Source organism: Anaerobacillus sp. 63XJN7_4_ISO-PGPR-S23-413 (genome assembly GCF_056173725.1).
On sequence record NZ_CM149688.1, the window covers coordinates 1,000,376 to 1,020,106 of the forward strand.

Below are 19,731 nucleotides of genomic sequence, written 5' to 3' on the forward strand. Positions count from 1 at the left end.
TTCTTTCTCAATCAAATGAATCACCCTATTACTACTATCTTGAGAAAGAAACTGATAAAATATCCAACAAGACATAATGTGACAAATATCGGGTGGTGACAGGCACCGCCCTCTGCTGAATGGAGGAAATAAATGAATGAAAGCAGTTCAAGTAATGGGGTACGGTGATGTGGATCAACTAGAGGTGGTGGAGCAAGCGATACCTGAGCCAAAAGCGGATGAGGTGCTCGTTAAGGTGAAAGCATGCGCCATCAATAACACGGAAATTTGGATGAGAGAAGGAGCTTATGGAACAGGTAAGAAATCTGGATGGCGTCCAGAAGGAGTTCAGTTTCCAAGAACGCCAGGGTCTGATATTACCGGAACAATCATAAAAGCCGGCAATGAACATAACGAGAAGATGATCGGAAAAGATGTTGTGCTTTTTCCATTTACCTCTAGTGGAGAAGAAGGATTGGAGCATATTTCTGAAGATATGTCATTCATTGGCTCTGAATACGACGGTGGCTATGCTGAATACGTCGTTTGGCCGGCGGAATTATGCTTTGATATGCCTCTTCCAGACTTTACAGAAAGCGCTGTTTTCTCTGTAAGTGGAATGACGGCCTGGCACATGGTTGAACAAATTCAAGCCAAGCCAGGTGAAACGATCATGGTAACTGGGGCGAACGGTGGCGTTGGATCGCTCAATGTTCAAATCGCTTCTCGCGTATTCGGAGCTAAGGTGATTGCGATCGTTGGCGACCTTGCCCTAGAAGATCAGCTTAAAGAACTCGGTGCCACTCATGTGCTTTCCTATAAATCGAAGCAGCTCGCTGAAGAAATCATCGAAGCAAACGGTGGTCCGATTGATTCGGTATTAGACGTAGTAGGAGACGCTCTGTTTGCAACGTCGCTTCAAGTATTAAAGAAAGGCGGCAAGTTTTGTACATCAGGATCAGCTGGTGGCCAGAAGACAGAACTTGATTTTAGAACAATGTACTTAAAGCACATTACTCTTTACGGCTCTGTTCTTGGGAAGAGAGACGAATTCAAACGCATGCTTGAAGCGATAGCGGAAGGTAAAATCAAACCCGTTATAGATCGAACTTTTCCGTTAGAAAAGGCGAGAGATGCGCAGGTATATTTTAAAAAGGCGGGTAAATTAGGCAAGATTGTTCTACTTCCAGAAGAATAGAGCGTTTGAAACACCTATTTCCAATTTGGAAATAGGTGTTTTCTTGAATTGAAGGGAAACGCTTTGTACGAGCACACCAATTTCAGGAAAATACAGGAATATTCACCTTAGTCATCGAATAAATACAGTATAAAATCATAGAGGTGATGGTGTGAAAAAAAGGGGTTTCTTAAAACTTTACTCGATGCTTTGTCTCGTTACTGTCTTTGGGTATTCGTACTGGGCTACCTCCTGGACGGCAAGTCAATTATCGACTCTGTCAGATTGGAAAAGCCATCTCATTTTCACGCCAGGCACAGTCGTCGCTTCGAAAGATATTTATGAAATTGACATGTTTCTCTATGCTTTTAAAGTGGCTCCACTCATGACTGGGGTTTGTCTGCTGTCGTTCTGTTTGATCGTCGGCCTACTAGTTTACTTTGTGAAAAAGCAGCTTTCTTATGTAGAGAGAAAGAATATAGCGAGTTCATAACGGATGAATAGGTAAAAGCATGCCTGCGATGGGCATGCTTTTTGATTCGCCGAGTTCTCTAAACCCATCCCATTCCTCTTACTAATTGAGCAACAGCAAATGTAACGCCTAGCGCAATAACGGTTGGAATGATGAAGGCAACAAACGTCCATTTGTAGCTTTTTGTTTCTTTATAAATGTTAATCAACGTTGTGCCACATGGATAGTGAAGCAAGGAAAATAACATCATGTTAAGAGCCGTTAACCAAGTCCAGCCTTGATCAAGAAAAATGTTCTTTAAGTCGGCCAAATTATCAACTTCTAGCATCGATCCAGTGTCAATGGTTATTACTAAAGAAAGCGGGAATGTTTCGATATTTTTTACTTTTTTGAATTTCGTTGAATAGGAGATAAAAGTGATAAATAGCGTTTTACATTGAAAATTAACGGGTAACATCATTCGAGTGAATTCGAGTAAATGCGGGTGGTGACAGGCACGCGCAAGTCGGCTTATGTCGATTTAGATTTGCCTGGATTGGACATAGTAAAACAGACAGAAGATTTTTGAGGAGGCAAATCAGCTATGATTAGTATTCTTGTAGGGCTCGCTCTTTTGATGCTCTTAGCTTACCTCGGATGGTCGATTATTTGGATCGCCCCGTTGGTATCAGGTATTGTAGCAATTTTGAGCGGTATGAACATTCTCGAAGCCTACACTGGAACATACATGCAGGGCTTCGTTGATTTTGCGAAAGCATATTTCCCGATTTTCTTATTTGGTGCCATTTTTGGGAAATTAATGGAGGACACAGGAGCAGCACAGTCTGTTGCTTATAAAATTTCAAACTTGATTGGTGAGAAACGTGCGATTCTCGGTATGCTTATCTCAGCAGCCATTCTTACATACGGAGGCGTAAGTCTTTTCGTTGTTGTATTCGCCGTTTACCCACTAGCCGTAGCGATGTTCCGTCAGGCAAACGTCTCACGTAAATTACTTCCATCTACATTCGTTCTTGGGGCATTTACGTTTACGATGACAGCACTCCCAGGAACGCCGCAGATCCAAAACATTATCCCAATTAATACGTTCAAAACGTCTACAATGGCCGCGCCTATTCTTGGGATTGTAGCTGGCTTAATTATGGCAGTTGGCGGTTATTTCTATCTGAAGTTCCGCGAGAAACAACTCACGAAAAATGGTGAGGAATTTACAGAGCCTAAGGGCTCGAACGAAGTAAAAAGCATTAACGAAGATGAGCTTCCAAACTGGATTCTTTCCGTTATTCCGTTAATTGCTGTAGTTGTAACATTAAACGCTTTTGAAAACTTAAGTATTCTCGTTGCGTTAGGTATCGGAATTCTACTCATCATGCTCTTTAATATTAAAAATTACAAGCAATTTATAAAAGCGATCAACGGAGGCGCATCTGGTTCCGTTATGGCGACGATTAATACAAGTGCTGCTGTTGGTTTCGGCTCTGTCGTGACAGCATCACCTGGGTTTGAAGCAGTGAAAGACCTCATTTTCGCTATTCCGCTTAGTCCGTATTTCTCAGAGGCCTTTGCAGTACAGCTCCTGGCCATGATTACTGGATCAGCTTCTGGTGGTATGGGAATCGCACTTGAAGCCCTCGGGCCGGAATATTACGATATTGCGATTAATAACAATCTTAGCTTAGAAGCTTTCCACCGGATCACGGCAGTAGCTTCAGGAGCGTCGATTCTCCCGCATAACGGTGCACTGTTAACATTGTTCACTGTTACAGGACTAACGCATAAAGACTCTTACAAAGACGTATTTGTCGTTGGGTTGATCATCCCGATGATAGCGACCATTGCAATTATCTTCCTTGCAATGATGGGTGTTAACTAATTGTCTCAAATGTAAAAAGTGAAAACCCCCGGTTCTCCTTATCAAAAAAGGAAACCGGGGGTTTTTTGCGATATTTTATTGTGCTGTATATCCACCATCAATAACAGCTGCTTGACCTGTAATGCTCTTCGCTTTTTCACTCACTAGAAAAATCGAATAGTCGGCTACTTCTTGAACTTGAATTAACCGCTTCTGAGGGACGAGTGGATAAATCACTTGCTCAAGAGCTTTCTCTTTCTCGATGTTACGAGTTTTGGCAAGATCCTCAAGCTGATTCTGAACGAGTGGTGTATCAACGTACCCAGGACAGATCGCATTAACAGTAACCCCATAATCAGCGCCTTCAAGGGCTGCAACCTTCGTTAACCCTATCACGCCGTGCTTCGCGCTATTGTAGCCAGCTTTACCAGCAAAACCAATTAGCCCATTAATCGAAGCCATATTAAGAATGCGGCCATATCCCTGTTCCTTCATAATAGGGAAGGCATGCTTGATACCGTAAAAAGGTCCTTTGAGCATAATATCAAGAATTAAGCTATATTTCTCACTAGGGAATTCTTCGATAGGGGCAACATGCTGGATGCCAGCATTGTTCACGAGAATATCGATGCGACCAAACTTCTTAACTGTTTCATCAATCGCATTCTTCACATCTTCTTCCTTCGCAACGTTAGCTACGACACCTTCAACGGTAAACCCTTGAGACGTTAAACTTTCAACGGACTCTTTAAGCGTGTCCTCGTTAATATCATTTAACATCACTTTCGCTCCGGCCTTCGCAAACTCTGTTGCAATCTCTAGTCCAATACCTTGACCAGAACCAGTAATTAACGCACATTTACCTTCAAGCATAGTCATATCCTCCTTAAATATCATAACTCAGCTCTTAGGATACCCAATTTCACCGCATATATTTCGACTTTATTCGAGCTAAAGCGGGCGGTGACAGGCACCACAACACCAAAAAGGCGCACTATCGTAAGATAGTGCGCCTTCTAAATTCTTCTCTTATTTTATGATGTTCTGATCTCTCGCCATTTCTCTGGCTACTTTAGGAGCGAGCCAAACCATCGGCAGGAGAATGAGAGAGACGGGAACAGCTGTTACAACAATGAAATTCTGTAGCTGTGTAATACCGCTGTCTCCAGTAATGAGTAGGATAACGGCAACAGTTCCCATAAGAATAGCCCAGAATACGCGAAGCCATCTTTGTGGATCGCCTTCGCCTGTAACGGCCATCGCAATCGTATAAGACATAGAATCACTTGTTGTGACAACGAAAAGAATCGTTAGAATCAAGAACAGTGGTGAAACAATGCTTGCAAGTGGGAATTGTTCTGTAATGGCGAACATCGCCGCTGGGTTACCAGCAGCATTCAATGCTTCTGAAATGGAACCTGGGTTAGAAATTTCAAAGAAAATCCCTGATCCGCCAAGTACCGTGAACCAGAACGTTGAAATAACTGGTGCAAAAATAGAAACGGCAATAATGATGTCACGGATCGTACGTCCTCTTGAAATACGACTCACAAGAATGGCCATCATTGGACCGTATCCGATAAACCAGCCCCAGAAGAAGACTGTCCAGAATGAAAGCCAGCCAGTATCAGCACGGAATGTGCTCATTGTGACAAATTGATCGACATAAACACCAAATCCAGAGATAAAGTGGTTAAAGATAAAGCCACCAGGTCCGAAAATGACGATAAACACCATTAATCCAATAGCGAGTCGAACGTTAAAGCTACTTAAATATTGAATTCCTTTGTAAAGTCCAGTTACCGCTGAGATCGTGGAAACCACGACAACCGCTAAAATAATCGAGAACTGCGTGCTGAACTGATTCGGAATTCCGAAGATTTCTTGCAATCCATAGCTTGCTTGTAATCCCAAGAATCCAATTGGTCCAATCGTTCCTGCTGCAACTGCGATAACAGAAAACGCATCAATAAGCGTTCCAAACCAGCTGTGGCGAAGTCTTTCACCAAAAATAGGATAGAGAAGCGTACGTGGCTTCATCGGCATCCCTTTATGATAGTGACCATACATCATAACAACAGCACTGATCGTTCCAAGGATTGCCCATGCGAGAAAGCCCCAATGCATGAAGCTTTGTGCAAGTGCCGTATCAATCGCGCCCTGTGTACCTGCTTCAATGCCTTTCCCATCTTGAGAAGGGGGAACAGTTAAGAAGTGATACATCGGCTCAGCCGCTGCCCAGAACACACCGCCACCCGCAAGTAGCGTCGCCATAATAATGGATAACCATTTATAGAGGCTTAGTTCAGGCTTGTCCATACCGCCAAGTTTTATCTTTCCATATTTTGAGAAAGCCAATCCAATACCTACGAAGAACGTCGCTAGCATTAATACTTGCCAAAAACCTCCGAAAAATCTCGCAGACCAGGCAAAGCTTGAGCTAACAATGTTTTCTACCAATGAAATATCAAAAAGTGCAAGAATAACGAAGAGAATTAACACTCCACCGCTTATTCCAAAGACGGGCCAATCAATACGCCCATTTTCTTTATTGTTCATAGAAGACTCCTTTAATCGCTTTTTAAACACAATTACTTACTCTATCACTACCGTTAGTATGGTGTAAAGAGAGAAGTTTTAATCTGATTAGTTACTTTAATAATGTAAGGTGAATTTTCAGGTAATCGATTCCATTAACCCCCTTTTCTGTAAAATAAAATCGAATTCAGTCGAAATTGTGTTTTCAATTCATAAATACCCCATGGAAATAAAATAAAACCGGAAAGAAACAGCTATTTCTTCCGGTTTTACAACTCCTATTTTCAGTTATTTAGACCAATGACCATCCTTCAATCGATATCCGTAATTTTTCATTTTAAAATAGTAGACGCCGAGCACCACCACAAAGCTAAAGAAAAAGTTAATGAGCGTTATAATTAGAGCAGTGATGAGGCTATCATCATAGCGAACATAGTTTCCGACGAAAAAAAGAATAAAGAGAGGAATGCCGACAAACCATGGGTGTTTCTTCATATTGAATTTGCGATCAGTTGGTGTAAGAAAGTTTTCGTCAGATTGTTTAATGACTCGCCTTGATATGTAAGCGATAAGAATCAGTAGAGCGAGGGCAATGGGAAACCCAATGTTAAAACCCAAATAATAAAAGGCAAGAAATCCGCCACCGAAAAGAACCCCAAACAGTGAGAACATAACGAGAAACTCTTTAAAAGGTGATAACACTTTTTTCTTCAGCATTTTCAGCCCTCCAAATAGATTAATTTATGATCGTTAGTGACGTAACCATCTCCAAAGAAATATGCAGACGTTGAAAGTTAGAATACCAAGAAAAAGGGAGATGTTTTTTGAGGAGAAAATCGGTTCATTGTTCAAAACAGTCAAGATGGGAATGAAGAGCATCCCAATTAACAGCAATTCTAAAACTTTACGCCAAGAGGATTGCATCATCTATCATCCTTTTCATATGTAAATAAATACCTTTTAAAACGAGAAAGTAAACCAATTTTGCCCATATAAAAACCGCCTCTCGATTAAGTGGCGGTTTAGTGATTATTAAAAAGCGACACAAAAAGGATGCTGCGCTTCATTTAAACAGTATTCAATTCGCTGTCTAAAGTTTTTCCACGTTACCATTTCGAGCGCTGTAGAAATGGGAAAGAAGCCAACTTCAAGACTTTCGGGTGTTGTTGTGAGTTCGCCGCCAACAAACCTGGCTAAGAACATATTATTTGAGATCGAGGATTTCACATTTTGGAACACACCACAGAATTTAACGACTTCAATATCTGCGCCGGATTCTTCCTTCGCTTCTCGCACAGCCGCATCGATCAGGGATTCTCCTTCTTCAACCTGACCTCCAGGCATCTCCCATCCTCTACGCGGGCCTTTGATTAAAAGCATTTCATTCTCTTCATTTAAAATAACAGAAGCTGCGGACACGATATGTTTTGGCGGGTGATACGTATAAGGTTCAGCTGTTGAAGTTAGCATTTCCTCTCGGCTATTGAGGTAAAGTTCTCCTAATTCGGATCTTCGTTCTTGTGCTTTTGTATGTAAAGAGCTTTGTCTAATGCTACGTTCGATCTCCTCATAATGCTCGATGCTATCATACTGCCATGTGGCTGTAATTTCATTTTCGCTTTCATTAACCCATCGCCCAATGAGCTTTGCACCGTGCTTCAGTTGATTAGGGTAGAGGTAAGTATGAAAAAACTCATTGAACTCGTTAAGCTTTTCGGGTTGTATAGCATACGTTTTTCTTCTGTAAATCAATGGAATGACCCCTCGTTTCATATAAAATAGTTAATGTCATTATTTTACTGTTCACTATATTATTTCAAATAGTAGCTATTTTCGCAATATTAATAGAGGTTTCTTACTCCGCTCCGTAGTAGTAATGAAGATGTATAGCGATATCGAATGTAAGTGGAGGCTTTTATATATATATTAAGTAAAAGTTGATTCATTTTCTTGAGAAGCCTAAATGCTGTGAAAAGAAACTTTTCATCATTTCGATGCGTACTTGTAATTGGATAGAAGACAGTAGTCTTTATGATCTTTAGAGGAGGGAGTTTGGCGAATGATTGATGTGATAAACGTAAGTAAACAATACGGTCCCATTCGGGCGCTAGATGACATTAGTTTTAGCATAAAGGAAGGAACGTGCTTTGGTCTTGTTGGTCCCAATGGAGCTGGGAAATCCACGTTAATGAAAATACTTTCGGGCATTTTAATGCAGTTTGAAGGAGAAATGTCGGTGAATGACCATTATGTATCGAAAGACCGGCAGGCGATCAAGAAGGAAATCGGCTACGTGCCACAGGAAATTTGTTTAGAAGAAACCCTCACAGCAAGAGAAAATCTGAGTTTATTCGGTCATCTTTATGGGTTGAAAGGGAGAAATCTTCAGGCTCGGATCGATGAGGTGCTTGATCAGATTGGTTTGAAAGATCGGGGAAAAGATAAGGTGCTTACTTATTCTGGGGGAATGAAGCGCCGATTGAACATTGGATGTGCTTTGCTTCATAAACCGTCCATTGTGATTATGGATGAACCCACAGTCGGTATTGATCCTCAATCGAGAAATTCAATTTTTTCGATTATCCATCATTTAAAGTTAGAAGGAAGCACGATTATTTATTCGAGTCATTATATGGAAGAAGTGGAACAGCTGTGTGATAGCATCGGCTTAATCGATAAAGGTAAGCTGATGGAATACGGAGAACTGGCTGAATTACTTGAGAGACATAGTAAGCCTTCGCTATTCATTTCTGGAGAAGGCATTGCAGAAGAAAGCTTATCTCCTTTCGGACACCCTGAAAGAAAAGGAAATGGCTACTTATTAACATCAGAGAATCCACTTGCTACGCTTGAACAAGTTATTGGACGTTTTCGAGAAGAGGGGATTGAGCCTCGAAGATTGGAATTATATCAACCGAGATTAGAAGATATTTTCTTTCATTTAACAGGAACTCAGCTGCGTGATGTCTGAAGGAAAGGAGGAATGCTCATGTGGGCTATTGTTAGAACTGAACTAAAGAAGACAGTGCAGGATAAAGGGTTATGGTTTTGGACGTTTATCTTACCGATTGTGTTTATTGTGGCGTTTGTCGGCATCTTCTCTGGTAGCGGAAACTATAAAGAAGTGGTTACACAAATTATTCCAGGATATACGATCATGTTTGCTTTTTATATTATGATATCGATGGTCATCACTTTTGTTAAAGATAGGGAGAGGGGCATGGTTGCTCGAATTGCGAGTACGCCGATTTCGATCATCCATTATTTTATTGGAAAATGGATACCGTTCGTTATTATTGTCTTGATTCAGATTACGGTATTGTTCGGGTTTGGAATTCTTGTTTATGACCTTTCGTTAGGAGATCCGTTTGCCATCATTATTTTATCTCTCGCCCTTTCCTTCATCGTCACGTGTTGGGGAATGGCGATGGCCGTGCTAGTGAAAACGGAAAACATGGGGATTGCTCTCACGCAAATCATTGCACTCGGCGGAGCTTTGCTCGGAGGACTGTGGATGCCAGTTGAAACGATGCCAGAATTTATGCAGAACATCAGTAAAGGATTTCCCCAATACTGGGCGCTTGATGGGTATAAGGAAATCATTCTTCAGAACGGTGTAGTAAGCGATGTTTGGTTTAATCTGCTTATCCTGTTTCTAGCTGGTACCGTAGGCGCAGCTATCGCTTTCTCAGGCTATCCACGGTTTTTGAAAAATTCTCGAAGCTAACATAAAGCTATGGCGGGCGATTTTCGTTCTGTCGTAGCTTTTTCCATGTGCCTTTGTATGAATTGTAGAGTTATTTCGTGTAAACTTTAGTTAAAATGCTGAAGGAGAGAGAGAAATGCCAGAGTTGAACGGCGAAGTCATTTTAATTACAGGCGGTAATCGCGGGCAAGGAAAGGCCATTGCCGAGCATCTCGCTTCATTAGGAGCACGTGTTGTTATTGGAGCTCGTCAGTATGAAAGCGCAAAGGATGTGGCTAGTTCTATTGGGGAAAGCGCCTACCCTGTGCAATTAGATGTTACGAAGCAAGCGGATTGGGAAGCAGTGATGGATGAGATTGATGAGGAATTTGGGCGCTTAGACTCGCTCGTTAATAATGCCGGTATATTAAAAAGAAAACCATTTACCAACTTAACGATCGACGATTATCAGGAAATGGTTAACGTAAACCAGTTCGGAGTATTCCTTGGAATGCAGTCTGTCGTTCCTTTCATGGAAAAGCAGCAAAAAGGTTCAATCGTAAACAACGTTTCAATATCAGCTTTTGCTCCGATTGGGCAATCTACTGCCTATGCGGCCACAAAAGCAGCTGTTGTCGCTATGTCGAAAGCAGCGGCGATTGAGTTAGGCCCAAAAGGGATTCGGGTTAATATGATCCATCCCGGAGGCGTTGAGACGGAAATGGCTACCCAAGGGGAAGGGGTTCCTGATTTTTATCAGTCCATACCACTTGGTCGGATCGGTCAGCCGGTGGAAATTGCCAGAGCCGTCGCATTTTTTGCTTCGAACGAGAGCTCCTATTGTACAGGAACCGAAATGGTAATCGATGGGGGGATGACGCTCGGTTCTGCTGATGTATAAGGTTTTGTAGAGAGGGTTTTGATCCCTCTCTTTTTTAATGAATTTCACAGGCAATTGTCTGCAAATCCGTCGTAACATCGTCATATAGAGCGATTTTTTTTGAGATTCTTTTTAAATATTTTTGTTGCAGCTTCACTTCTTCTGCAACTTTTTGCTGATGATCGTGAAGAAGCTTTCTTCTTTCTTCTATCGTTTCCTCCCCTTGATGATAGAGATTTACATACCATTTAATTTCAGCGATAGACATATTCGTTGAGCGAAGAGCTAGGATAAAGTGAATCCATTCAAGGTTTTGATCATTGTATCTTCTTACACCTTTCTGATTTCGTTCAATGAAAGGTAAGATTTTTTCTTTTTCATAGTAGCGAAGGGCTGATGCGGTAATTCCGGTTTTCGATGTTATTTGCTTCATAGAGTAGTGATTATTCATTAGAACCTCCTGTCTCGAGCCAAATCATTTGTGTTAAACCGCACTTTAACCTATAGAGTGTGAAATATCAATTGTACTGATTGATGAATATAATGTATGGAGGTTCTACCAATGGCACAAGAGAAAGTTGTTATCATTACTGGAGCATCCAGTGGAATTGGTGAAGAAACGGCGAAGCTACTATCTGGAAAAGGTGCAAAGCTTGTTCTAGCTGCTCGTCGTGAAGAACGTTTGAAAGAGCTTAAGCAACAAATTGAAACGAGCGGTGGTGAAGCGATCTATCAGGTCACAGACGTGACGTCTTCTGAAGAGATGGAGTCATTAGCCAAATATGCGTATGATACATTTGGTAAGATTGATGTTATTGTGAATAACGCTGGTTTAATGCCACTCTCTCTCCTACACAAGAAAAAGTATGATGAGTGGGACAAAATGATTGATGTAAACATCAAGGGTGTACTTTACGGTATTGGGGCAGTTCTTCCTTATATGAGAGAGAAAAAGGAAGGGCATGTTATTAACATTTCATCCGTGGCTGGTCATGAGATTTCCCCAGGTAGCTCTGTATACAGTGCAACGAAATTTGCTGTAAGAGCCATTACGGAAGGGCTTAGAATGGAAGAATCCGTTGGAAATAACATTCGAGCAACGATTATTTCTCCAGGTGCAGTTAGCACTGAGCTAACTGAAACGATCACAGATGATGATGTGAAGTCCTCGATCGATGCAGTATATAGCGGTGCGATTAAAGCAGACAGCATTGCACGTACGATTGTGTTTGCAATTGAAGAGCCTGCTGAAGTAGCGATCAATGAAATCCTAGTTCGTCCTACTAATCAAGAGTGGTAAGGAAAGAAGGAGAAGCTGAATGTGGCTTCTCCTTTTTCCTTGCATTTTTTTAACTTGTGCCGTTACAATGGATAACTGAGACTGAAATAAAATGTTTGGTCTTTTAAAGCACGACTTTTACAGCAAACTCATCTCGGTGATGTGGTGCACAACTTGTATCTTCATACTCATGCTTAAATCACCAGGTTGAGCAATTTGATATACTGACAACCAAACTCAAAGAGAAACAAACATATATGTAAGGTAGCAATGATCTGGACAATTAGCATCAGACATAAGCCGAAAAGGAGAACGACTCCTTTTCGGCTTTTTTTATGCCTTAAAAACGAAGAGATGGTCAGTTTTGTGGAAGTCATTTTGAGCCAACATCATGTAAAAGCGTATTTGCAAGATTACTAAAATGGGCTAACATAGGCCGAAATTAATGGAGGTTATACATGTTTACGTTAAGCGACATCCCGATGTTTTTTGTGAATTTCTTTATTATTTTGCCAATCGTTACATTGGTCCACGAAGCTGGTCACGTACTAGTAGCGAGAATCTTTGGTGGGAGAATTAAATTTTGTATCGGAACTGGTAAGAAATTATTTGATATAGGGCCTCTAGAGGTCAGGAAGAAATATTTTATGGAAGGCTGGTGTCAATACGATAAGTTAACTTACAACCAAACATGGGCACACGTAGCCATTTATCTTGGTGGTAGCCTCTTTAACGTTTTACTCATACTGATTATTAATTATCTCATTCTCATAGAAGTGCTACCGAAAGCTCTCGTATTTAGACAGTTTGTTTACTTTTCTTTCTATTTTGTCTTTTTCTCTTTAATGCCTTATAAAAACGATGATGGAAAACCAAGTGATGGCATGGCGATCTACGATGTTATTCGCTATGGCAAAGCAGAAGACCCAATTGACTAACTAAAGGCGCGCCGACAGCGTTCGACAAGAAGCGGGAGGTGACAGGCACCCGCTCCGAGCTACTTCTCTTCATAGAACGTAATCCGGTTTAAGAAAGGGTCGGTGACGGTCATTTCGATTGTTTTCCAGGGAGTGTGTTTCATGCCAGGGTTGGCATAGGCGTATTCTTTTTGAGTAAGGGTGTGATGATAGTCTTCGACGTTGGTTAATTTCACCCTTATTGAACTTCCTGGAGAAGCATCTCCATGGTGTTCTGTAAGGTGAATAAGGGCGTTATGGAAGGAAACCTGAATGTATTCGGGCATATTATCTTCGTATCGATGCCTCCAATCAACGTTGAAGCCGAGGAAATCTCGATAAAAGTCAGTGGCCTTTTCAGTATCAAAGATTCGGAAAATCGGTGTAATCATAAGTAGAAAGAACCTGCCTTTCTTCGTAGTTTACAACATATTCCATTATCTAAATAAGGTTATCCACCAAAATAACTGAGTGGGATGTCTAACCTTATTCTTATCATATAACGAATGAGGAACTATAAAAAGGGGATGTCAAAAAAAGGGTGAAGAAGTTATGAAAGCCTCCCTGTTGGGCAATCTTCAAATTTCTAACGAAAAGATAGTGATGGGCGCATAAGTAAAGAGCCCGGCTGAGTGTATACACCGGACTCTGAAATGTCGCTATTAACCTACTGCTTCTTCTTTTTTAGATTCCTCTTCATCTTCTTCCTCATCTTCGATCCAAGCATCTGCATCCTTGATGCCAAGCTTAGTTGGGTTGAAGACTGGGTTTTTGCCTTGCTTGCGCTGATTTTCGTAGTCTTTCAATACTTTGAATGCAATCTTACCTAGTAACCCGATTGCAATTAAGTTAATGACTGTCATCAATGCCATGAATAAATCGGCCATTTTCCAAACAAGACTTAAGCTAGAAACGGAACCAATAAGCACAAATGCCATCGTTGCGAGACGGAAAATAAATAGCGCAGGCTTGCTTTCTTTAATAAACTCAATGTTAGTTTCACCATAGTAGTAAGAGCCGATGATTGAGCTGAAAGCAAATAGAAAGATAGCTACTGAAATAAAGATGCCTGACCAACCGCCAACGTGGCTGTTTAGTGAGTTCTGAAGCAATTCAATACCCGTTACATCACCCGTTTGGAAAACAGGGGCAAGTAAGATGATAAACGCTGTTGACGAACAAACTAAGATTGTATCGACAAATACACCTAATGATTGAATCAAACCTTGTTTAGCCGGGTGTGAAGTCGTTGACGTAGCCGCTGCGTTCGGGGCACTACCCATACCAGCTTCGTTCGAGAATAGTCCTCGTTTCACACCGTTCATAATGGCTGCACCAATGGCCCCACCTAAAGCTTGTTCAAATCCGAATGCACTCTTAACAATTAAAGCAATAACTGACGGTAATTCAGCTACATTCATAATGAGAACAATCATCGCAATAACAATGTAAAGAATCGCCATAACAGGAACAATCACACTAGATAAATTCGCGATGCGATGAACGCCGCCGAAGATCACAAGACCTGTAATCGCTGTAATGATTAATCCGATCACAAGACGATTAATACCAAAGGCATTCTCAAATGCTAGTGAGATTGTGTTACTTTGTACTGAATTGAAGATTAGTCCGAAAGTAATCGCGATTAGAACGGCAAAGATAATGCCAAGCCATCTTGCTTTAAGTCCCTTTTCAATATAGTAAGCTGGTCCACCGCGAAACGCGTTTTTCCCTTTCACTTTATATACCTGAGCGAGTGTGCTTTCAATAAAGGCAGTCGCCCCACCTAGAAGTGCCACAATCCACATCCAGAAAACAGCACCAGGACCACCGAGCGTAATGGCCACTGCCACACCTGCTAAGTTACCTGTTCCAATACGCGTTGCTGCACCGACGCAAAATGACTTAAAAGGGGAGATGTTTTTGGAGTCATCTTTGTAATCGGGTTTTTCTCCTAATACGCGGAACATTTCTCCGAAAAATCGAAATTGAACAAATCGTGAAGCAACTGTAAAATAAATTCCGATTCCTAGTAATCCTGCAATTAATACATAACTCCATAGAATGTTATTTGAAAAATCAATAATACCGGATAGAAATTCAGCCATAGTTGTGTCGCTCCTCTAGTTGTTTGTTATTTTCTGAAAATTCAAATCTATTTTTAATTATACAGTAAATCGACAAATTATCAATAAATTCCGACAAATTACAACATTTATACAATATGTAGTAATCGTTACCAGTAACTTGGCTTGAAGGGGAAGTCTCCTTATTTATTAGGTTTATTAAAAGTACACAAAAAAACCGTTAAGAAGCCACCTGACTTATTTAAGGTGGTTCTTAACGGATGATCCATTAGGCTTACTCATCCATGTTCACTTCATAAGCTGCCCGCAGGCCAGATTCGATGGCGCCTTCCATCCAACCGTGAAAAGAGGATGTGTGCTCTCCGGCAAAATGGAGCTTTCCCTCAGGCTGCTTAATAATGTCACCGAGGTTGTTTTCTTGACCGGGGGTAAAAAGGGTGAAGCACCCAGCAGAGTAAGGGTTTTGACTCCAATTAAAAGGAACGACTTTGATGAATTCTGTGTACACTTCGTCGCCGTATATTTTGGCGAGGTCCTTTAGCAAGATACGCGTCAGTTCTTCATGCGGTAAACTTCCCCACAGAACAGCATCTTCTCCCCAGGAATAGCTTGCTAATAAGACAGCAGGTCCTTTTGAACCAATCCCTTCACTCGGCACATAACTAAATCTTGTCGGTAAATCCGCTATAGCATTTCCAACGTTGTTTTTCTCCCAAAAGCGATGACGAAATTCAATTCCAATTTTCACTGCAGGAACATTGACGAGTTCACGTATAGCCTGCCATTTTTTAAAGGAGACGGAGTTGTAGGGAACAATGTCAATAAATTGAAGAACGGAAAAAGGAACGGTAACGATAGCGAGATCGCCTTTCACCCGGTACCGTTCATTCGTTTCTGGATTGAGTGTTGTAACAGTAACGCCTCGCTTTGATTGTTTGATCTTAATTACTTTTTGATTAAGGTAGATTTGATTTTGCAACTCGTTTGCGAATGAGTAAGGTAGGCGATCATTGCCACCATCAATTTGAAAGAACTGAATTTCTTTACTGAAAATCGGATAGATGATGTCCGTTAGAATATCTGTGAAAGAAAACTCTGGAAAGCCTTCAATCCCAAGCATCACACCAATGTAACGAATGGCGTTAAGTGATAATGGTTTACCTAGTGGATTGTACTGGAGAAATTCGCCCATTGAATATTCTCCGTATTCCGCTACGAGCTTTTCTTGCTCTTCAGGTGTACTTTGCTTGTAAAGGTCGATGAAGGGCTTTGTTGCTTCAAGAAACAGAGCAGCAGCTGTCTTTCCTTTCTCGCTTTCTTCTACAGGAAACCTGAGAATATCGGGATTTTTTTCGTATTCCGCTCGCGTTGTTAGCACATTGTTCATGAAAATTAAGTCTTCTGGTGTGGCATTAATAAATGAATGAGTAGGGAGCTGAAAACGTCGGATGTATTCATGTGCAAGAGCATGATTATCTGGAATTCTCATTGCACCGGCGTCCATGTATTGTCCCGGTGTAAAGGGTTCTCGTAATGTATAAACCCTTCCCCCAATGCGATCATTCCCTTCTAAAATGGTCACATGATGTCCTTGTCTCTGTAGCAATGAACCTGCGACTAATCCGGACAGTCCAGCTCCAATTATGATGACGTGTTTTGGACTGCTTTTTCCCGGTAGACCATGTTGAATGAGAGACAGCAAGTCTTCTGGGTAGCGTAATGAAGAGAACGGTTGATCCATACTTTAGCCAAGCCTCCTCTTGAATGCTATGAATCCCTCTAATATTTTCCTTTCTTAATGTATGTGATAGAAAAATAGGTTATGAAAAATAGGGCATTCGTTGAAAGAATTAGGTGGATTGCGGCAAGACTGATCACTAAGAAGCACCGTTTACTGGGCGCTTACATAGACTACGGAATAGAGCGTTAAGGGTTATTTGAAGGAGGAACGGAATTATGAGGAAAGATCATTCGAAGCCTCGCACCTCTCTTTTTACAAAACGGTGTAAAAAGCCGAATTTTCTTATATTAATGGTGGATGAGCAACGCTATCCCTCTATTTATGAAAATGAGGATATAAAGAAGTGGAGCAAGGAAAATCTGTTGGTGCAAGAGTTGCTGCGAGAAAATGGATTCGAATTTAAAAATCACTACGCTGGAAGTACGGCTTGTTCACCAAGTAGAACGACATTATATACAGGACAGTATCCTTCTCTTCACGGAGTCACGCAAACGAGTGGTGCAGCAAAGACGCCATTTGATCCAGATATGTTTTGGCTCGATCCCAATACTGTTCCAACAATGGGAGACTATTTGCGTAAAGCGGGATACCGTACGTACTGGAAAGGGAAATGGCATGCTTCTGAAGTGGATATTATTATTCCGGGGACAAACAATGCCCTACCAAGCTATACTTCTACGGGCGTGCCTGATAAAGAAAATGTTCAGGAGTACCTTGAAGCAAGTCGGTTAGATGGATTTGGCTTTAACGGATGGATTGGACCTGAACCACATGGTGCGAATCCTCGTAATTCCGGTTCATCGGCTGCCATCGGGGTCAGCGGACGAGACGTAGTGTATGCTGCTGAAGTGGTGGACTTAATTCAGTGCCTTGAGCAGGAAGAAAAAGAGGAAACGCCTCCGTGGATGATCATGAGCTCGTTCATTAATCCACATGATATTGCTCTCTTTGGCGTGATCGCTGAGCAACTTCCTCTTTATAACTTTGAAATCGATTCCTCTGTTCCGTTCATCCCTAAAGCTCCTACATCTTTAGAATCTCTTCACACAAAACCTCGTGCACAAAGGAGCTATCGCGACGTGTATCCTAAAGCCTTACAGCCTTTGATCGATACGCCTTTTTATAGAAAGCTCTATTATTCCCTACAGAAACAGGCAGATAACGAGATGATGAAAGTTTTTCAAGCGTTGAAAAAATCGATATTCTATGAAGATACGATTGTTCTTTTCCTTTCAGACCACGGCGATCTTCTTGGCGCGCACGGAGAACTTTATCAAAAATGGTATAACATGTATGAGGAATCGATTCATGTTCCACTGATTATTCATAGTCCGTCTCTTTTCTCAGGTAAAGAGAGCACAACGATGCTAACGAGTCACGTGGACGTTCTGCCAACTATGTTAGGGCTTGCGGGAATAGATGAGGAAGAGGTTCAAGAGATGCTAAGTCTTGATCATACAGAAGTTCATCCTCTTGTTGGAAGAGACCTCACCCCATTATTGTCAGGTAGGAAACGATTTTATCGTGCTAATGAACCACTATACTTTATGACGGATGACGACGTGACGAGGGGTCCGAATCAAGTGACCGTAACGGGTGAGCCTTATGAGTCCGTTATTCAACCGAATCATATTGAAGCCGTTATTACTACGCTTCCTACTGGAAGCGATAAAAAGAAAGAAATCTGGAAATATGGACGGTATTATGATAACCCGCAGTTTTGGAGTAACCCTGGAGTCTCGGACGTTACGGTCACTCAATCCGACCCTGTTCCACCAAATGCAGATGAACAGTTTTCGGAGTGCATCACGACAACGAAAACAACCCCGGTGCCAGATGAATTCGAATTGTATAACTTAACAGTGGACCCGCTTGAGGAGAAGAATCTCGCTCATCCTGACTTTGAAACACCGGAATCAAAAGAAGTACAGAAAATCTTAAATCTCGTATTAGAAGAACAATGTCGCCAAAAACGCCTCTCCCCGTCGAGTGGAGCAGTACCGGGGATGCCGCCATGTGAGTTCACTTAAGAAAGAGCTTTACTGTTGCTATGTACTAGAAAACAAAGGAGGAAGAGCAAATGCTCTTCCTCCTTCGACATGAAACGCCAAATAACGGGTGGTGACAGGCACCCTCCACTTCTATAATGCGTTTAACGTGATTTTCTCGATGAGAAGATTTAAAATTACATTTACGGGTAAACCAATGAATGGAGTATTGAAAGGAGTTATTTATAATGTCTGTTCAAACAAAAACACTAAACAACAATATTGAAATGCCGGAACTAGGTTACGGCGTATTTAGAGTAGAGGAAGGCCAAGAATTAGTCGAATCAGTGAAAACGGCTATTAAGAAAGGCTACCGCAGCATTGATACAGCAGCGATCTACGGCAACGAGGAAAGTGTAGGTCGCGGTGTGAATCAGGCGATTGAAGAAGGTCTCGTAACAAGAGATGAGCTCTTTATTACTTCGAAAGTATGGAACGACGGGCTATCTTACGATGAAACGATTCAAGCTTATGAAACAAGCCTATCTAAGCTAGGTCTTGAGTATTTAGATCTTTACCTCATTCACTGGCCAGGAGATAACAAATACCAGGAGCCTTGGAAAGCACTTGAGACGCTATACAAAGAAAAGCGTGTTCGTTCAATTGGTGTTAGTAACTTCCACGTGAATCATCTTGAAGATCTTCGTAAAAACTTCGAGATTACACCGGTGATTAACCAAATCGAATTCCACCCTCGTCTGACACAGCTAGAAGTCAGAACGTATTGCGAAGAGCACAACATTCAAGTGGAAGCATGGTCTCCGCTAATGGCTGGTGAGTTGTTAAACAATGAAACAATCTCAGGTATTGCTGAGAAGTACAACAAGTCTGTAGCGCAAGTCATTCTTCGCTGGGATCTGCAACATAACGTGATTACAATTCCAAAATCAATGAACGAGAAGCGCATCGAAGCGAACATCGATCTCTTTGATTTTGAACTCACTTCAGAGGAAATGAAGCAGCTTGATGCATTGAATGACAATGCTCGTAGCGGCCCACACCCTGATGAATTTGATTTTAAAATGTAATAGCGATGA

18 protein-coding genes and 2 pseudogenes are annotated in these 19,731 nt (G+C 41.5%); 10 read left to right on the forward strand and 10 right to left on the reverse strand.

Annotated features, from left to right (window positions below):
* Positions 1-136 precede the first annotated feature (136 nt).
* Complete coding sequence (locus AC0VYO_RS05445; protein ID WP_475366803.1) at positions 137-1,177, forward strand: zinc-binding dehydrogenase; 1,041 nt, start codon at positions 137-139, stop codon at positions 1,175-1,177.
* Positions 1,178-1,361: 184 nt separating this feature from the next.
* Positions 1,362-1,649 (forward strand): DUF4306 domain-containing protein, encoded by a 288-nt coding sequence (locus AC0VYO_RS05450; RefSeq protein ID WP_475368574.1) that lies wholly within the window; start codon positions 1,362-1,364, stop codon positions 1,647-1,649.
* 58 nt (positions 1,650-1,707) lie between these two features.
* Here the strand turns inward: AC0VYO_RS05450 and AC0VYO_RS05455 are convergent.
* A pseudogene (locus tag AC0VYO_RS05455) lies at positions 1,708-1,938 on the reverse strand (hypothetical protein); the annotation flags it as partial.
* A 273-nt stretch (positions 1,939-2,211) separates the two neighbouring features.
* Between AC0VYO_RS05455 and AC0VYO_RS05460 the strand changes: the two are divergent.
* On the forward strand, positions 2,212-3,501 hold the full coding sequence (locus AC0VYO_RS05460) for a GntP family permease (protein WP_194220599.1): 1,290 nt from the start codon (positions 2,212-2,214) through the stop codon (positions 3,499-3,501).
* A gap of 75 nt (positions 3,502-3,576) precedes the next feature.
* On the opposite strand, the gene AC0VYO_RS05465 is transcribed toward AC0VYO_RS05460, so the two are convergent.
* The 5 genes and pseudogenes from AC0VYO_RS05465 to AC0VYO_RS05485 form a co-directional block, all read right to left on the reverse strand.
* Complete coding sequence (locus AC0VYO_RS05465) at positions 3,577-4,353, reverse strand: 3-hydroxybutyrate dehydrogenase (protein ID WP_430244605.1); 777 nt, start codon at positions 4,351-4,353, stop codon at positions 3,577-3,579.
* Between the two features lie 156 nt (positions 4,354-4,509).
* Positions 4,510-6,039, reverse strand: a complete 1,530-nt coding sequence (locus AC0VYO_RS05470; RefSeq protein WP_475366806.1) for a BCCT family transporter — start codon at positions 6,037-6,039, stop codon at positions 4,510-4,512.
* Positions 6,040-6,306: 267 nt separating this feature from the next.
* Positions 6,307-6,735 (reverse strand): hypothetical protein, encoded by a 429-nt coding sequence (locus tag AC0VYO_RS05475; protein ID WP_430244599.1) that lies wholly within the window; start codon positions 6,733-6,735, stop codon positions 6,307-6,309.
* A gap of 315 nt (positions 6,736-7,050) precedes the next feature.
* Positions 7,051-7,488, reverse strand: a complete 438-nt coding sequence (locus tag AC0VYO_RS05480; RefSeq protein WP_475369044.1) for an NUDIX hydrolase — start codon at positions 7,486-7,488, stop codon at positions 7,051-7,053.
* Positions 7,489-7,560: 72 nt separating this feature from the next.
* Positions 7,561-7,791: pseudogene (locus AC0VYO_RS05485) on the reverse strand (NIPSNAP family protein); the annotation flags it as partial.
* Positions 7,792-8,077: 286 nt separating this feature from the next.
* Between AC0VYO_RS05485 and AC0VYO_RS05490 the strand changes: the two are divergent.
* From AC0VYO_RS05490 to AC0VYO_RS05500, 3 genes are all read left to right on the forward strand, one after another.
* On the forward strand, positions 8,078-8,989 hold the full coding sequence (locus AC0VYO_RS05490; RefSeq protein WP_475366808.1) for an ABC transporter ATP-binding protein: 912 nt from the start codon (positions 8,078-8,080) through the stop codon (positions 8,987-8,989).
* 18 nt (positions 8,990-9,007) lie between these two features.
* Positions 9,008-9,745: an ABC transporter permease gene (locus AC0VYO_RS05495; RefSeq protein WP_430244593.1), complete on the forward strand. Its 738-nt coding sequence runs from the start codon at positions 9,008-9,010 to the stop codon at positions 9,743-9,745.
* 115 nt (positions 9,746-9,860) lie between these two features.
* The gene (locus AC0VYO_RS05500) at positions 9,861-10,604 is read left to right on the forward strand and encodes an SDR family NAD(P)-dependent oxidoreductase (RefSeq protein WP_430244590.1); all 744 of its coding nucleotides are present in this window, start codon (positions 9,861-9,863) and stop codon (positions 10,602-10,604) included.
* 34 nt (positions 10,605-10,638) lie between these two features.
* Here the strand turns inward: AC0VYO_RS05500 and AC0VYO_RS05505 are convergent, their stop codons facing one another.
* On the reverse strand, positions 10,639-11,034 hold the full coding sequence (locus AC0VYO_RS05505; protein ID WP_430244587.1) for a MerR family transcriptional regulator: 396 nt from the start codon (positions 11,032-11,034) through the stop codon (positions 10,639-10,641).
* 111 nt (positions 11,035-11,145) lie between these two features.
* Between AC0VYO_RS05505 and AC0VYO_RS05510 the strand changes: the two genes are divergently transcribed.
* Together AC0VYO_RS05510 and AC0VYO_RS05515 are read left to right on the forward strand one after the other, a co-directional pair.
* Positions 11,146-11,883, forward strand: coding sequence for an SDR family oxidoreductase (locus AC0VYO_RS05510; protein WP_475366809.1), 738 nt, complete (start codon positions 11,146-11,148; stop codon positions 11,881-11,883).
* Positions 11,884-12,320: 437 nt separating this feature from the next.
* The gene (locus AC0VYO_RS05515) at positions 12,321-12,800 is read left to right on the forward strand and encodes a site-2 protease family protein (RefSeq protein ID WP_475366810.1); all 480 of its coding nucleotides are present in this window, start codon (positions 12,321-12,323) and stop codon (positions 12,798-12,800) included.
* A gap of 59 nt (positions 12,801-12,859) precedes the next feature.
* Here AC0VYO_RS05515 and AC0VYO_RS05520 read toward each other — a convergent pair whose 3' ends face one another.
* The 3 genes from AC0VYO_RS05520 to AC0VYO_RS05530 all read right to left on the reverse strand — a co-directional run bounded on the left by AC0VYO_RS05520 (position 12,860) and on the right by AC0VYO_RS05530 (position 16,646).
* Positions 12,860-13,210, reverse strand: coding sequence for a glyoxalase superfamily protein (locus AC0VYO_RS05520; protein WP_475368575.1), 351 nt, complete (start codon positions 13,208-13,210; stop codon positions 12,860-12,862).
* Between the two features lie 270 nt (positions 13,211-13,480).
* A complete protein-coding gene (locus tag AC0VYO_RS05525) occupies positions 13,481-14,926 on the reverse strand; it encodes an alanine/glycine:cation symporter family protein (protein WP_475368576.1) in 1,446 nt (481 codons plus the stop codon).
* Positions 14,927-15,179: 253 nt separating this feature from the next.
* Positions 15,180-16,646 (reverse strand): flavin monoamine oxidase family protein, encoded by a 1,467-nt coding sequence (locus AC0VYO_RS05530; protein ID WP_475366812.1) that lies wholly within the window; start codon positions 16,644-16,646, stop codon positions 15,180-15,182.
* A 215-nt stretch (positions 16,647-16,861) separates the two neighbouring features.
* On the opposite strand from AC0VYO_RS05530, the gene AC0VYO_RS05535 reads away from it, so the two are divergent.
* Both AC0VYO_RS05535 and AC0VYO_RS05540 read left to right on the forward strand, forming a co-directional pair.
* Positions 16,862-18,676, forward strand: a complete 1,815-nt coding sequence (locus tag AC0VYO_RS05535) for a sulfatase-like hydrolase/transferase (protein ID WP_475368577.1) — start codon at positions 16,862-16,864, stop codon at positions 18,674-18,676.
* A 206-nt stretch (positions 18,677-18,882) separates the two neighbouring features.
* Positions 18,883-19,722, forward strand: a complete 840-nt coding sequence (locus tag AC0VYO_RS05540; RefSeq protein ID WP_430244567.1) for an aldo/keto reductase — start codon at positions 18,883-18,885, stop codon at positions 19,720-19,722.
* Positions 19,723-19,731: the final 9 nt, after the last annotated feature.